Here is a 14,014-nt window from a genome sequence, read left to right as displayed (position 1 = left end):
AGGTTCCGGCGTACCGGGAGGCCGGTGGATTCTCCGGGTTCGCCGGGGACCCGTGCGCGTATCTCGAGGGCCACTTCGCGCGTCTCCGGGAGTTCTACCGCGTTGCCGAAGAGCGGGAAGATGGCGGTCGTGGCGTGGGTCGACTGAGGGGGTTCCCGGGCGGTGGCGCCGCTTTGGGGCCCGCCGTCGGCCGTCAGTTGGCGAGCGTTTCCCCGTACGCGCCGAAGCCGGAGATCACCAGGCCGTCGCGGAAGGTCAGCACCTCGCTGACCCGGCCGCCGATCTGGTTGCGGTAGTCGATCACCAGGGCGTCCACGCTCACGCGTACGTCCACCAGCTCGAACCGCAGCTCGGGGATACGCTCCAGGCCGGTCGCCCAGTACGCGCGCAGTGCCTCCTTTCCGTGCACCGTGCCGGAGGCGTCATCGGTCATCTGCAGGATCACGGGCGAGCTGAAGGTCACGTCGTCGTGATAGTGCGTCAGGATGCGGTCGAGGTCGTGGGAGTTCCAGCCGTCCAGCCACTCGTTGGCGAACGCGCGGGCGAATGCGAGGTCCATGGGGGGATCGTAGAAGGCGCAACCGCCGAGGCGCCCGGGAAGCGTCGGAATCGATGAGCGACGGAAGCGACGGAAGCGACGGATGCGGTAGAAGCGGCGGAAGCGACGAGTGGTGGGAGACAGCGGCCATGGACGAACGGACCCCTCGGGCCCGGTCCCGAGGACGTGCGGGTGGGCTCGACCCGTGCGCGGGTGGGCTCGACGCGTGCGCGGACGGATTCGAGCCGTGTGCGGAGAGGCTCGATCCGAGGTGCCGTGCCGCGTTCGCCGGGGAACTGGCCCGGACGCTCGCCGCGCACTGCCCGGGTTCGCGGGCGGAGCCGCGGGGCTCGCTCGCCCGGGGGACCGCGGACGCGTACAGCGACATCGACCTCACCTGGACCGTGCCAGGCGACCGGTTCGCCGACTGCCTCGCCGACGTGCGTGACGTGCTCGGCGCGGTCCGGCCGCTGGACTCGCTGCGCACCGATCCCGACACGCGGCGATCCGGTGCACGGCGGCTGTTCTTCGCGGCCTTCCGCGGGCTGCCGCTCTTCTGGCGGGTGGACCTGGAGGTCGTGGCGGCGCAGGGAGGCGCGGGCGGCCCCGCGGCCCCGGCCGACGACGCCTGGTCGTGGCCCGCGAGTGCGCTGGCCAACGCGGTCGCCGCGACGAAGGCCGTGCTGCGCGGCCGGCCGGAGGATGCCCGGGGGCTGCTGGAACGAGGCCTGGACCGCGTCGACGCGCCGGAGGGGCCGTCCGGGCACTGGCTCGCCGACATCCGCCGCCTCGCCGACACCGCGGCCGAACGTGAACCGGAACTGCGTCCGCTCGCCGACCGGGTGTGCGACCTCGCCGAGCGTCACCGGGCCCGACTCATCTGGTGGGCGTTGCCCGCGGCGGTGCGTACGGAGGCCGACGAACTGATCCTGGCGGGCCGGAACATCCAGGCCGTCCACGCGATGCGCGATTCCGGCATCGCGCCGCGCCCCGGGCTGCACGCCTGCATCGACGTGCTCGAGGCACGCCACCGCGCGCTGGTGGGCCGTGACCTCGACGGGCGCGCCCCGGACGGCCCCCGCGACGCGGCGCCCGGGGCCGGTGCCTGACCCGGGGCGCGGACGGTGATGATGGTGGGGTGCGATTCGAAGCGATCTCCTGGGAGCGGCTGGCCGATGCCGTCGCCGTGCGTGCCGACGCCCTCGAACCGGCCGACCGGGGTCCCTGGACGAAGCTCGCCGTCGACGGCGCACCGGCGGCCCGCACCGGGGAACTGGCGGAGCGGGTCGCGCAGGCCCTGCGGGTCCGGGGCCGTGCGGTGCTGGTGGTGTCCACCGAGGGCTTCCTGCGTCCCGCGAGCCTCCGGTACGAGTACGGCAAGGAGGACCCCGACGCGTACTACGACGGCTGGTTCGACACCGGAGCGTTGTGGCGCGAGGTCTTCGGGCCGCTGGAGCCCGGCGGCAGCGGGCAGGTGCTGCCGGACCTCTGGGACCCGGTGACCGACCGGGCCACGCGCAGCCCGTACCGCCCGCTGCCCGAGGGCGGGGTGCTGGTGGTGCACGGCCCGTTGCTGCTGGGGCACTGGTTCCCGTTCGACCTCGGCATCCATCTGCGGCTGTCGCCGGGCGCGCTGCGACGGCGCACCGAGGAGAGCGGGCGCTGGACGCTGCCCGCCTTCGCCCGGTACGAGACGGAGACCGTGCCCGGCGACCACGCGGACGCGGTCGTACGCGCCGACGATCCCGCCCACCCGGCCTGGACGGGGTGGCGCGGCCCGGAGGCCTGACGCGGAGGGCCGGTCAGGTGGGCGGGGCCACCCACCCGGTCACGGGGTGGGCGGAAGGGGCCCGGGGCGGCCGCCCACGACGGTGACCGCCTCCGCCCCGGCCCGGCAGCCCGCCTCCGTGGCCGCCACGCCGTCCGCCCCCGCCAGCCGTGCCGCGAGGAAGCCGCCGGTGAACGCGTCGCCCGCCCCGGTCGAGTCCACCGCGCCGGGAACCCGTACGGCGGGGACGTACCGGACCGCCGCACCACGCTCGGCGAGCAGCGCCCCGCCCTCGCCGAGCGTGACCACCACCCGGCCCACCCGTCGGCTCAACTCGGCGGCGGCCTCGGCAGGTTCGGACAGTCCGGTGAGCAGCCGGGCCTCGTCCGCGTTGGGCAGCAGCAGATCGGCGCCCTCCACGGCGGCCAGGAAGCGGCTGGTGCCCAGTTCGGCGAGGAATCCGGCCGAGGCGGGATCGACGCTCACCGTGATCCCCCGCCGCCGGGCCTCCCGCAGGGCGAGCAGGGCCGTCGCACGGCTCGTCGCGGCGAAGAGGAGGTAGCCGGAGAGGTGGAGATGGGCGACGCCGTCCAGCATCGGGGGCGACCAGTCGGCGGGGGAGAGCCGGAGCACGGCACCGCTGTCGGTGAGGAAGGTGCGTTCGGCGGCGGAGTCGACGAGCGCGACGACGGTGGCGGTCGGCGCCCGTTCGTCCACGGCCAGCAGGCAGCGCACCCCCGCCCGGCGCAGCGCGTCCCGGTGCCAGTCCGCGCTGTCGGCGCCGACCCTGGCCAGCAGCCGCACGTCGGAGCATCCCGAACGGGCCGCCCAGCAGGCCACGTTGGCCCCCGCCCCGCCGGGCAGCGTACGGATCCGGGCGGCGGTGTCCGTGCCGTGGACCAGTGGTGCGCCGTGCCGGGCCACCACATCCGTGACCACGTCCCCGATGACGAGCAGTCCGCCGCCGCTCACGCCCCGGCCGCCGGATCCCGCCGGTCTTCTGAGTCCGGGGGCGTGGCAGCGGCCCATGCTCCGGCGATCCGGGCGGCCAGCGCCACGTTCCCGCGTACGGCTGCCAGATTGGCCTCCAGCGAGGCGCCCCCGGTGCCCCGCGCCAGCCGTTCCAGCAGGAAGGGTGTGACCGCCTGCCCCGCGATGCCGCGCTCCTGGCACTCCGCCAGGGCCTCGGCCAGCACATGGTCGTGGAGCGCCGGGTCCAGCTGGTCCGCCACGGGCACGGGGTTGGCGACGACCAGGGCGGAACCGGCGCCGCCGAGCGCGTCCTGGGCCCGCATCACCGCCGCGACCTCCTGGGGCGTACGTACCGTCCAGTCGACCGGCTCGCCCGAACTGGCCAGGTAGAAGCCGGGGAAGTGGTCGGTTCCGTAGCCGAGCACCGTGACCCCCAGGGTCTCCAGGCGCTGGAGCGTCGCCGGGACGTCCAGGATCGACTTCACGCCCGCGCACACCACGGTGATGCCCGTACGGGCGAGGAGCCGGAGGTCGGCGGACTCGTCCTGGCTCCGGGCCCACTCCCGGTGCACGCCGCCGAGGCCGCCGGTCGCGAAGACGCGCAGTCCGGCGCGGGCGGCCAGGAAAGCCGTGGCGGACACGGTGGTCGCGCCGCTCGCGCCCGTCGCCAGGGCCGGTGCCAGGTCCCGGTGGCCCAGCTTCCGCATCGCCGGGTCCATGGCGACCCGGTCCAGCTGGGCCTTGCCCAGGCCGATCCGGGGCCTTCCGTCGAGGACGGCGATCGTCGCGGGCACCGCGCCCGCCGACCGCACGAGATCCTCCAGCTCCGCGGCGACCCGCAGATTGCGGGGGCGCGGCAGCCCGTGGGCGATGATCGTCGACTCCAGGGCCACGACGGGGCGGTGCGCGGCGAGGGCGGCCCGTACCTCGGCGGAGAGGACAGGAGCGCCGGGGCGCGCGCTGTGCGAGGCGTTGAATGACATGTCCACATCCCTGTCGCGGGTGCGGTCGCCTCAAACGTACGGCCGCGGGCCGGGCCGGTAAGCGACGGTCCGGGCATCATCCGTCGTATCGGTGCGGCCTGCTGTGGAGCTGTCCTGAAAGGGTCGCTAAGGTGACCGGCCATGAGCACTTCTGATCACTCTTCTGCCTCTTTCGTCGTGCACATTCCGGATGCCGAACTCGAACCGGAACCGCTCGACCCCGCACAGATCGTCTCCGGTGAGCCCGTGGTGACCGGCAAGGTGCTCTGGGAGTCCCCCGACGGCAAGCAGCTGCGCGGCATCTGGCAGATCACCCCCGGCGTGGTCACCGACACCGAGGCCAACGAGCTCTTCGTGGTCGTCAGCGGCCGGGCGACCGTGGTGGTCGAGGGCGGTGCGACGCTGGAGATCGGGCCGGGCGACGCCTGCGTGCTGCGCGAGGGCGACCGTACGACCTGGACGGTGCACGAGACGCTGCGCAAGGCGTACCACATCAGCCTCTGAGGCCACACCGGAGCCAAGGGGAGCCTCGGGAAACCGCGCCTGAGCCGAACCGGGGCCTGCCGCGTCGCACCGGCGTCGGCGTATCCGGACCGCCGGTCGAGGAGGGCCCGGGCGCATCATCCCGAGGGCGGTTCAGCCGCCGGGCCGGACCGAGGGCGCCAGCGCCCGGCGCAGTGCCAGCGCCGCCATCGGCAGCAGCAGACACGCCCCGACCACGTTCAGCCAGCCGTAGCTCGCCCGGGCGACGATGACCCCGGCGACGGCACCGCCGACGCCCGCCGCCGTGTTCATGGTCAGGTCCGACAGGCCCTGCACGGCGGCGCGGGCCGCCTGCGGTACGGAGTCGGTGAGCAGCGCCGAACCGGAGACCAGCCCCGCCGACCAGCCGAGGCCGAGCGTGAAGAGCCCGGCCGCCGTCTGTCCGTGGCTGGCCCCCGCGGTCCCGGCCAGCAGCGCGGCGCAGGACAGCAGCCCGACCGCCAGACCGATCACGGCGAGCCGTCCGAAGCGGTCCGACAGCCAGCCCATCACCGGTGAGAACGCGTACATCCCCGCGATGTGACCGCTGATGACCAGGCCGATCAGCTGGAGCCCGGCCCCGTGGTGTCCCAGGTCGACCGGGGTCATGACCATGATCGAGACCATCGCGGTGTGTGAGACGGCCACCGTCACCAGCGCCAGCCGCGCCATCGGCGAGGCCCGGACCGCCGCGATCCCGGCACGCAGCGAACGGCCGGCCGGGGACGACTCGTCGTGCGGCGCCAGCGCCCGTGCCGTGAGCAGCGGGTCCGGCCGCAGCAGTGCTCCGACGACCACGGCGGCCAGCAGGAAGATCCCGGCCGCGAAGACGAACGGTCCGGCCTGCTCGGAGACCGGGCTGCCGCGGAAGACCCGGCCCACCGGGGCGGCGATGTTCGGCCCGAGGACGGAGCCGATCGTGGTGGCCCAGATGACCGTGGAGATCGCCCGGCCGCGCCGCTCCGGCTCGGCCAGATCCGCCGCGGCGAACCGGGCCTGGAGATTGGCCGAGGAGCCCGCGCCGAAACCGGCCATGCCGAGCAGGAGCAGCGGGAAGCTCTCCACGAGCGTGGACAGCACCACCAGCCCCGCGCCCAACGCGCCGATCAGATACGCCAGCACGAGTCCGGGGCGCCGTCCGCGCGCGGTCATCAGCGCGGCCAGCGGCAGCGAGAGCAACGCCGTCCCGGCAACCGAAGCCGTCGGGCCCAGCCCGGACAGTGCCTCGGAGCCGCCCACCTCCGTGGCCAGCACCGGGGCCAGGGCGATACCGATGGGGACGCCGAGACCGCCGAGTATCTGGCTGCCTATGAGCACCGCCGACGTTCTGCGCCGCAGGCCGGGGAGCTCGGCCGCCGAGACCGGAGCGTCCGCAGTGGCCGGAGTGGCCGGAGTGGCCGGACCGCCGGGCCCGGTGGGGGTGTCAGGTGCGTCAAGGCTGTTTGTCACTGGCGCAGTGTGCCAGCAGGCACACGGGCGCGAAAGTGGACGGGTGCGCGCCCGCGACCGTCGCACCGGGGCGCGACGGCCCGAACACCCGGCCCCCTGGACCCCGGCGACCAGCCGTCATCGACCGGCCACCGATCACCATCCACCGGTCCCCGGCTCAGAACAGTGGCTGCGGCAGCACCCCCTCCAGGGCCAGCAGCTGCCGCTTGGTCTCAAGGCCCCCGCCGAAACCGCCGAGCCCGCCGTCGCTCTCCACCACCCGATGGCACGGCACCACCACGGGCAGCGGATTGGATGCCATCGCCACCCCGACCGCCTGCGCGGCCCCCGGCTGCCCCACCCGCCGGGCGAGGTCCCCGTACCCGACGACCGTCCCGTACGGCACGCCCGCTGCCAGCTCGCGGAGCACCTGGCGGTTGAAACCGGAGGTCAGCGACCAGTCCAGAGGGAGCGAGAATTCCCGCGCCGCACCCGCGAAATACTCCGCGAGCTGGCGTATCGGCTCCGCGAGCCGCGCGGAGCCGGGCCGCTCCACCGGCTCCGCGCCGAACCGCTCCCGCAGTCGGCCCACCGCCGCCTCCCGCACCTCGGGGCGGGCGTGGAAGACCACGCTCACCAGCCCCGTACCGGTCGCGGCGAGCAGCAGCGGGCCGATGTCGCTCCCGACGACGGCCCACTCGACGACTCCGTTGCTGTCCATGGGCACCACCGTACGACCGCCCACTGACAACGGGCTCCGCCGCTCCCCGTCGCTCCCCGTCGCGCCCCGGACCGACGGGTCAGCGCGTGGCTTCGCGGACCACGTCGGGGTTGTTGGTGATGATGCCGTCCACGCCCAGGCCCGCCACCTTCGCCGCGGTCGCCGCGTCGTTGACCGTCCAAGTGTTGACCCGGAGCTTCCTGCCGTGCGCCCCCTTCAGCGCGTGCACCGCCGCCACGTAGTCGGCCGAGACCGAGGGGTGGGAGGGGTTGATCTGGTCGGTGAACGCCGCGTACGACGGCAGGTCGGCCACCGCCGGGGTGCCGAGGAAGCCCGTCGTGATGTCCGGACGCAGCTGGTGCACCTTCTTCACGCTGTCCGCGCCGAAGCTCTGGACGACGAGCCGGTTCTTCACGTGGGCGCGGTCGAGCCACCCGTTCCGGCGCAGTACCCGAAGGGTCTCCTTCTCGATGCCCGGGTAGAGCTCGGGGCTCTTGATCTCCAGGAGGAGCTTCTGCCGGTTGCGCTCGACCCGCTTCAGGTACTGCTCGAGCGTGGGCACCTTGGCCCCGGCGAACCGCGGGCCGAACCAACTGCCCGCGTCCAGCTTCGCGATCTCCTTCGCCGTGAAGTCCTTGACCGCCCACGGAGCACGTTCCGGGAAGACCTCCTCGACGTCGGTGGTCCGCTTCAGGTCGGTGTCGTGGACGACCACCAGCACGCCGTCCCTGGTGAGCTGGACATCGTTCTCCACCCAGTCGAAGCCGAGGGCGTCGGCCTTGTCGACGGCGGCCAGGGTGTTCTCCGGCGCGTACGCCGAGGCGCCCCGGTGGGCGATGACGACGGGCGCGGTCCGCTTCGCGTCCGCCGCGGTGCCGCCCGCTGCCAGGGCTTCGGTGCCCGGCATCAGAAGGGTGCCGGTGCCGACCACGGCGGCGGCGACGAGAGCGGCGGTTGCGGTACGTGCGTACACGTGTACTCCTTGCGTCGGAAGGTGCGGGCGGGCCGAGAGTGACAGTCGTGCACCAACGAGGGACAGGCGAAGGATGGCCACAACGTGAACGTGCCCGTCGATACCGGGTAACGGGCCGGATGTGTACTCGATAAAATGCAGCTCTTCTGTTTGTTTGCCGGGACTCGCGCCTTAGGGTCACCCCGAACCCCGGGCTTCCGCGAAGGGCGTACGAGCATGCAGGGCACGATCGACGGATTCAGCTACGGAGCGGTGACGCCCGTCGTGGCCTTCCTGATGGCCTGTCTCGGCGCGGCCCTCGGCCTTCGCTGCACCAACCGCTCGCTGCGCACCGAGCAGTCCTTCAAGGCCGGCTGGCTGGCGCTCGGAGCGACGTCCATCGGCTCCGGCATCTGGACCATGCACTTCATCGCGATGACGGGCTTCTCCGTCGAGGGCGTGACCATCACCTACGACAAGCCGATCACCTTCGCCAGCCTCGCGGTCGCCGTCGGCATGGTCGGTGTCGGCATCTTCGTCGTCGGCTACCGCGGCGCCACCGCGATGGCCCTGGTGACGGGCGGCACCATCACCGGGCTCGGCATCGCCACCATGCACTACCTGGGCATGGCCGGAATACGCCTCGACGGACAGCTGGAGTACGACACGTTCACCGTGGTGCTCTCCGTCGTGATCGCGGTGGTGGCCGCCACCACCGCGCTCTGGGCCGCCGTGGCCGTCAACGGCTTCCTGCCCGGCCTCGGCGCCAGCGTGGTCATGGGCGTCGCGGTGAGCGGCATGCACTACACCGGCATGGCCGCGCTCAGCGTCCACCTGCACCCCGGCGCGATCCCCGACACCGGGACGGCCGGCACGGTGAACGCCCCGCTCGTGCCCCTGCTGATCGGCCCCGGCTGCTTCCTCGTCCTCGCCGCGGTCGTCGTGATGTTCGACCCGCTGATGGTGATGGGCACTCCGGACTGGAACGACCCCGGGCTCGCGGACGGCATCGGACGGCCCGCCGGGATCCCGGCCCAGCGGCAGGTGCCGAGCTTCGGCACGCACGCCGATCCGGCGTCCTTCCACTCCCGGCCGCGCGACCCCGCACCCCCCGGGGAGTGGTGAACCGCGCCCGTGGATCCGGCCGGTCCGGCCCGGTTGTCAGTGGCGGGTCGTACGGTGGTCACATGCGGCCCGTTTCGAAGATCGAACGTTCGGTGGCGCCTTTCGAGGTCGTCAGTTCCTACCAGCCCAGCGGCGACCAGCCCGCGGCCATCGCCGAGCTGGAGCGACGTATCCGCGCGGGTGAGAAGGACGTCGTCCTGCTCGGCGCGACCGGCACCGGCAAATCCGCGACCACCGCGTGGATGATCGAGAAACTGCAGCGCCCCACGCTCGTGATGGCGCCGAACAAGACGCTCGCCGCCCAGCTGGCGAACGAGTTCCGCGAGCTGCTCCCCAACAACGCCGTCGAGTACTTCGTCTCGTACTACGACTACTACCAGCCCGAGGCGTACGTCCCGCAGTCGGACACCTACATCGAGAAGGACTCCTCGATCAACGAGGAGGTCGAGCGGCTGCGCCACTCCGCGACGAACTCGCTGCTCACCCGGCGCGACGTCGTCGTGGTCGCCTCCGTCTCCTGCATCTACGGCCTCGGCACGCCCCAGGAGTACGTGGACCGCATGGTCCACCTCGAGGTCGGCGACGAGATCGACCGCGACCAGCTGCTGCGCCGCTTCGTCGAGATCCAGTACACCCGCAACGACCTCGCCTTCACCCGCGGCACCTTCCGGGTCCGCGGCGACACCATCGAGATCTTCCCGGTCTACGAGGAGCTCGCCGTCCGCATCGAGATGTTCGGCGACGAGATCGAGGCGCTCTCCACCCTCCACCCGCTCACCGGCGAGGTGATCAGCGAGGACCAGTCCCTCCACGTCTTCCCCGCCAGCCACTACGTCGCCGGTCCGGAGCGCATGGAGAAGGCGGTCAACGGCATCGAGCAGGAGCTGGAGCAGCGCCTCGCCGAGCTGGAGAAGCAGGGCAAGATGCTGGAGGCCCAGCGGCTGCGGATGCGCACCACGTACGACATCGAGATGCTCCGCCAGATCGGCACCTGCTCCGGCGTCGAGAACTACTCGATGCACTTCGACGGCCGCTCGCCCGGCACCGCCCCCCACACCCTCCTCGACTACTTCCCCGAGGACTTCCTGCTCGTCCTCGACGAGTCGCACGTCACCGTCCCGCAGATCGGCGCCATGTACGAGGGCGACGCCTCCCGCAAGCGCACCCTCGTCGACCACGGCTTCCGGCTGCCCTCCGCGCTGGACAACCGCCCGCTGAAGTGGGAAGAGTTCCTGACCCGGATCGGCCAGACCGTCTACCTCTCCGCCACCCCGGGGACGTACGAGCTGTCCCGGGGCGACGGCTTCGTCGAGCAGATCATCCGTCCCACCGGACTCGTCGACCCCGAAGTGGTCGTCAAGCCCACCGAGGGCCAGATCGACGACCTGGTGCACGAGATCCGCACCCGCGCCGAGAAGGACGAGCGGGTCCTGGTCACCACCCTCACCAAGAAGATGGCCGAGGACCTCACCGACTACTTCCAGGAGCTCGGCATCCAGGTCCGCTATCTGCACAGCGACGTCGACACGCTGCGCCGCATCGAGCTGCTGCGCGAGCTGCGCTCCGGGGAGTACGACGTACTCGTCGGCATCAACCTCCTGCGTGAGGGCCTCGACCTGCCCGAGGTGTCGCTCGTCGCCATCCTCGACGCGGACAAGCAGGGCTTCCTGCGCTCGGGGACGTCCCTGATCCAGACCATCGGCCGCGCCGCCCGGAACGTCTCCGGGCAGGTCCACATGTACGCCGACACGATCACCCCGGCGATGGCGCACGCCATCGACGAGACCAACCGCCGCCGCGAGAAGCAGGTCGCCTACAACACCGAGCGCGGCATCGACCCGCAGCCGCTGCGGAAGAAGATCAACGACATCGTCGCGACGATCGCCCGCGAGGAGATCGACACCGAGCAGCTGCTCGACAGCGGCTACCGCCGCACCAAGGACGCCAAGGGGGCCAAGGCCCCGGTTCCGGCACTGGGCGGCAAGCGGACCGGAGCCGGCCGGGCCAAGGGCGGCGAGACGGTCACTGACCGGCCTGCCACCGAACTCGCCGGGATCATCGAGGAGATGACGGACCGGATGCGGGCGGCCGCCGCGGACCTCCAGTTCGAGGTGGCGGCGCGGCTGCGCGACGAGGTCGGCGAGCTGAAGAAGGAGCTGCGCCAGATGCGCGAAGCGGGCCTCGCCTGAGCCCACTTCACTCATGGGGCGTCCGGTGTGTTGCAGGACCGACACAATACGGCCCGACGTGCGCGCCGCACCGGCGCGACTGCGTAGGGTTCTGGGAAACCGCGCACGGATGGTTGCGGGGAAATGCGGAGAGGGGACAGCGCGTGACGGTCAACATGACCAAGGGTCAGGCCATCAGCCTGCAGAAGAGCGACGGGGGAACCCTGACCGCGGTACGGATGGGGCTCGGCTGGCAGGCAGCGCCGCGCCGGGGTCTGTTCGGATCGCGTACCCGGGAGATCGACCTCGATGCGTCGGCGGTGCTCTTCGCCGACAAGCAGCCGGTCGACGTGGTCTTCTTCCGCCACCTCGTCAGTGACGACGGTTCGGTCAAGCACACCGGGGACAACCTGGTCGGCGGCGCCGGTTCCGGCGGCGACGACGAGGCCATCCTGGTCGACCTGCAGCGGGTGCCGGTCCACATCGACCAGATCGTCTTCACGGTGAACTCCTTCACCGGCCAGACGTTCCAGGAGGTGCAGAACGCCTTCTGCCGCATCGTCGACGAGACCAACGGCCAGGAGCTCGCCCGCTACACGCTGGACGGCGGCGGCCAGTACACCGCCCAGATCATGGCCAAGGTGCACCGCTCGGGCAACGGCTGGCAGATGACGGCCCTCGGCAACCCGGCCAACGGCCGCACCTTCCAGGACCTGATGCCGGCGATCCTGCCGCACCTGTAGCCAGGGCCCGGCCAGGCCGGTACGCATCAGTACCCGCAGCTCCCGGAGGCATCGGCCGCCGGGAGCTGCAACACATCGCGCGGCCCCGCACGGGGCGCGCAGCACAGCAGCGCATCGTCGAGGGGACAGGGCAATGACGGCCGAGCTGGCCCGGGGGCAGAACCACACACTGCCGCAGACCCGACTGGAGATCCGGGTGTCGGCCGGCACCCCGGTGGTGGCCGGCGCCACGCTCGGCGACGAGAACGGCACGGTACGCGGCACCGAGTGGATCGCCCACCCGGGGTCGCCCCAGCTCCCCGGACTCGAAGTGTCCAAGCAGGCCGCGGCGGACCACCGGCTCGCCGTGGACCTCGACGCCCTGCCCCCCTCGGTGCACCGGGTCACCGTCCTGCTGGCCCTGCCGACCGGGTCCGGCGGCCCGTCGAGGTTCGGCGCCGTCGCCGCCCCGTTCGTCGCCGTCACCGGCCTCGACGGCGGCGAGATCGCCACCTTCACCCTCACCGGTCTGGACACCGAGTCCGCCGTCGCGGCCCTGGAGCTCTACCGCCGGCAGGGAGCCTGGAAGGTGCGCGCCGTCGGCCAGGGGTACGCCGGCGGCCTCGACGCCATGCTCGCCGACCAGGGCCTGCCCGGCGCCGCCGAGCTGGCCCGCTCCATCCAGGAGGCCGTCACCCGGGCGATGGCCCGCTCGGTCGCCCCGCCCCCGCCGCGCACCCCGGACACCGGCCGGGGAGGACCGGGCAGCGGTCCCGTACCGGCCCAGGGCGGGCAGCGGCCCCCCGCCCAGCCGCCCGAGCCGCTCACGGAGCCCGCCACCCCGCCCGGCGGCACCATCAGCTACGCGCACCCGCGCCGCCAGACCTCCGCGCCCCCGCCGCCGCCTCCCACCGCACCGCCCGCCGAGCCGGGCAGCCCGGCCCGGCCCGTCGCCGGTGACGCGACCGGCTGGTCCATGGACGAGCGCCTCTACAACCAGATCTGGGGCATGTTCGAGGACCTGGCCCGCACCACCGCCGCGTACCGCAGCGCCGTCGACTTCGCCGAGTCCCGCATGGAGCAGGAGCTGGACCGCACGCTGTCCGACCCGCGCAGCCGGATCGGCGGCGCGGGCGACCGGGCCCGTGCCGAGGCCCGCGCCAGGCACGACGAGCTGACCGCCCGCGCCCGCGAGGCACTCGACCGCGACCTCGCCCAGCTCACCGCCGAGTCCGACGTGGTGGAGCCCGCGCTGCCCGCCGCGTTCGCCCGCTGGGACAACCCCGTCTGGCACGCCTACCGCGTCCCGATGGAGATCCCCATGGCGCTGCGGATCGGCGACCTCCACCTGCCCGAGAAGCCCGATCTGAACATCCCGCTGCTGGTCCGGCTGCCGCTGGAGCGCGGGCTCTGGATCGACAGCGGCCGTACGTCCTCCGAGGCCGCCGCCCTGCTCGACAGCGACCGGCTGCGCGGCCTGGCCATGGAGAACGCGGTCCTGATCGCGGCCCGGCTGCTGGCCGTCTACCCGGCCGACGAGTTCTCCGTCCATGTCATCGACCCGGCGGGCACGGCGGCCGGGACACTCGCGCCCCTGGTGCGGTCCGGGGCGCTCGCCGGGCCGCCCGCGGCCGGGGCCGCCGGTGTGTCCTCGGTCCTGGCCCACCTCACCCGCCGCGTCGACCTGGTGCAGATGGCGATCCGGGCCCGTGCCGCCGACTCGCTGCCCCCGGACGTGGACCCGGGCGAGCAGCTGCTGATCGTCAACGACTTCCCGCACGGCTTCGACGACCGGGCCGTCACCCAGCTGCGCTACCTCGCCGACGAGGGCCCCGCGGTCGGCGTCCACCTGATGATGGTCGCCGACCGGGAGGACGCCGCCGGATACGGGCCGGTGCTCGACCCGCTGTGGCGCTCGCTGCTGCGGATCACCCCGGTCCCCGACGACCACCTGGCCGACCCCTGGGTGGGGCACGCCTGGACGTACGAGCCGCCGCGGATCCCGCCGGGCAGCCGGGTCCTGGAGCAGGTGCTCGCGCAGGTGGCCGCGGCCCGCCGCCCCCGGCGCTGAACGACCGGCGCCGAACGACCGGCGCCGAACGACCGGCGCCGGGC

Annotated in this window: 13 protein-coding genes; 7 read left to right on the top strand and 6 right to left on the bottom strand. The window is 73.0% G+C overall.

The window, feature by feature from the left end:
- Positions 1 to 193 precede the first annotated feature (193 nt).
- Positions 194 to 559 (bottom strand): nuclear transport factor 2 family protein, encoded by a 366-nt coding sequence (locus ACFCV8_RS04465; protein WP_376683740.1) that lies wholly within the window; start codon positions 557 to 559, stop codon positions 194 to 196.
- Positions 560 to 687: 128 nt separating this feature from the next.
- On the opposite strand from ACFCV8_RS04465, the gene ACFCV8_RS04460 reads away from it, so the two are divergent.
- Both ACFCV8_RS04460 and ACFCV8_RS04455 read left to right on the top strand, forming a co-directional pair.
- Positions 688 to 1,647, top strand: coding sequence for a hypothetical protein (locus ACFCV8_RS04460; protein WP_376683739.1), 960 nt, complete (start codon positions 688 to 690; stop codon positions 1,645 to 1,647).
- 29 nt (positions 1,648 to 1,676) lie between these two features.
- Positions 1,677 to 2,327, top strand: a complete 651-nt coding sequence (locus ACFCV8_RS04455) for a uridine kinase (protein ID WP_376683738.1) — start codon at positions 1,677 to 1,679, stop codon at positions 2,325 to 2,327.
- Positions 2,328 to 2,366: 39 nt separating this feature from the next.
- Here the strand turns inward: ACFCV8_RS04455 and ACFCV8_RS04450 are convergent, their stop codons facing one another.
- On the bottom strand, positions 2,367 to 3,335 hold the full coding sequence (locus ACFCV8_RS04450) for a carbohydrate kinase family protein (RefSeq protein WP_376683737.1): 969 nt from the start codon (positions 3,333 to 3,335) through the stop codon (positions 2,367 to 2,369).
- Positions 3,275 to 4,261, bottom strand: coding sequence for a pseudouridine-5'-phosphate glycosidase (locus ACFCV8_RS04445; RefSeq protein ID WP_376683736.1), 987 nt, complete (start codon positions 4,259 to 4,261; stop codon positions 3,275 to 3,277). Before ACFCV8_RS04445 ends, ACFCV8_RS04450 begins: the two co-directional genes overlap by 61 nt.
- Positions 4,262 to 4,402: 141 nt before the next feature.
- On the opposite strand from ACFCV8_RS04445, the gene ACFCV8_RS04440 reads away from it, so the two are divergent.
- A complete protein-coding gene (locus tag ACFCV8_RS04440; RefSeq protein WP_376683735.1) occupies positions 4,403 to 4,765 on the top strand; it encodes a cupin domain-containing protein in 363 nt (120 codons plus the stop codon).
- Positions 4,766 to 4,897: 132 nt separating this feature from the next.
- Here ACFCV8_RS04440 and ACFCV8_RS04435 read toward each other — a convergent pair whose 3' ends face one another.
- The 3 genes from ACFCV8_RS04435 to ACFCV8_RS04425 form a co-directional block, all read right to left on the bottom strand.
- Positions 4,898 to 6,121, bottom strand: coding sequence for an MFS transporter (locus ACFCV8_RS04435; RefSeq protein WP_376683787.1), 1,224 nt, complete (start codon positions 6,119 to 6,121; stop codon positions 4,898 to 4,900).
- A gap of 268 nt (positions 6,122 to 6,389) precedes the next feature.
- Positions 6,390 to 6,932: a methylated-DNA--[protein]-cysteine S-methyltransferase gene (locus tag ACFCV8_RS04430; protein WP_376683734.1), complete on the bottom strand. Its 543-nt coding sequence runs from the start codon at positions 6,930 to 6,932 to the stop codon at positions 6,390 to 6,392.
- A 79-nt stretch (positions 6,933 to 7,011) separates the two neighbouring features.
- Complete coding sequence (locus ACFCV8_RS04425; RefSeq protein ID WP_376683733.1) at positions 7,012 to 7,905, bottom strand: glycerophosphodiester phosphodiesterase; 894 nt, start codon at positions 7,903 to 7,905, stop codon at positions 7,012 to 7,014.
- A gap of 216 nt (positions 7,906 to 8,121) precedes the next feature.
- Between ACFCV8_RS04425 and ACFCV8_RS04420 the strand changes: the two genes are divergently transcribed.
- The 4 genes from ACFCV8_RS04420 (at position 8,122) to ACFCV8_RS04405 (ending at position 13,970) form a co-directional block, all read left to right on the top strand.
- Positions 8,122 to 9,009 carry an MHYT domain-containing protein gene (locus ACFCV8_RS04420; protein WP_376683732.1) on the top strand — a complete coding sequence of 296 codons (888 nt, stop codon included), beginning with the start codon at positions 8,122 to 8,124 and terminating at the stop codon, positions 9,007 to 9,009.
- Between the two features lie 62 nt (positions 9,010 to 9,071).
- Complete coding sequence (gene uvrB, locus ACFCV8_RS04415) at positions 9,072 to 11,198, top strand: excinuclease ABC subunit UvrB (RefSeq protein ID WP_376683731.1); 2,127 nt, start codon at positions 9,072 to 9,074, stop codon at positions 11,196 to 11,198.
- A 143-nt stretch (positions 11,199 to 11,341) separates the two neighbouring features.
- Positions 11,342 to 11,920: a TerD family protein gene (locus ACFCV8_RS04410; protein ID WP_073747806.1), complete on the top strand. Its 579-nt coding sequence runs from the start codon at positions 11,342 to 11,344 to the stop codon at positions 11,918 to 11,920.
- 133 nt (positions 11,921 to 12,053) lie between these two features.
- On the top strand, positions 12,054 to 13,970 hold the full coding sequence (locus ACFCV8_RS04405) for a TerD family protein (protein ID WP_376683730.1): 1,917 nt from the start codon (positions 12,054 to 12,056) through the stop codon (positions 13,968 to 13,970).
- Positions 13,971 to 14,014: the final 44 nt, after the last annotated feature.

This window comes from Streptomyces sp. NPDC056347, from assembly GCF_042262625.1.
In the GTDB taxonomy this organism is placed as follows: domain Bacteria; phylum Actinomycetota; class Actinomycetes; order Streptomycetales; family Streptomycetaceae; genus Streptomyces.
The sequence above is the reverse complement of the archived record's forward strand: the minus strand, read 5'-3'. Positions and strand labels throughout refer to the sequence as shown.

Excerpts from the sequence above, each read along its gene's own strand:
- ACFCV8_RS04440 (WP_376683735.1), top strand. The coding sequence starts at position 4,403 with ATGAGCACTTCTGATCACTCTTCTGCCTCTTTCGTCGTGCACATTCCG.
- ACFCV8_RS04460 (WP_376683739.1), top strand. The coding sequence starts at position 688 with ATGGACGAACGGACCCCTCGGGCCCGGTCCCGAGGACGTGCGGGTGGG.
- ACFCV8_RS04420 (WP_376683732.1), top strand. The coding sequence starts at position 8,122 with ATGCAGGGCACGATCGACGGATTCAGCTACGGAGCGGTGACGCCCGTC.
- ACFCV8_RS04465 (WP_376683740.1), bottom strand. The coding sequence starts at position 559 with ATGGACCTCGCATTCGCCCGCGCGTTCGCCAACGAGTGGCTGGACGGC.
- ACFCV8_RS04430 (WP_376683734.1), bottom strand. The coding sequence starts at position 6,932 with ATGGACAGCAACGGAGTCGTCGAGTGGGCCGTCGTCGGGAGCGACATC.
- uvrB (WP_376683731.1), top strand. The coding sequence starts at position 9,072 with ATGCGGCCCGTTTCGAAGATCGAACGTTCGGTGGCGCCTTTCGAGGTC.
- ACFCV8_RS04450 (WP_376683737.1), bottom strand. The coding sequence starts at position 3,335 with ATGGGCCGCTGCCACGCCCCCGGACTCAGAAGACCGGCGGGATCCGGC.
- ACFCV8_RS04405 (WP_376683730.1), top strand. The coding sequence starts at position 12,054 with ATGACGGCCGAGCTGGCCCGGGGGCAGAACCACACACTGCCGCAGACC.
- ACFCV8_RS04445 (WP_376683736.1), bottom strand. The coding sequence starts at position 4,261 with ATGTCATTCAACGCCTCGCACAGCGCGCGCCCCGGCGCTCCTGTCCTC.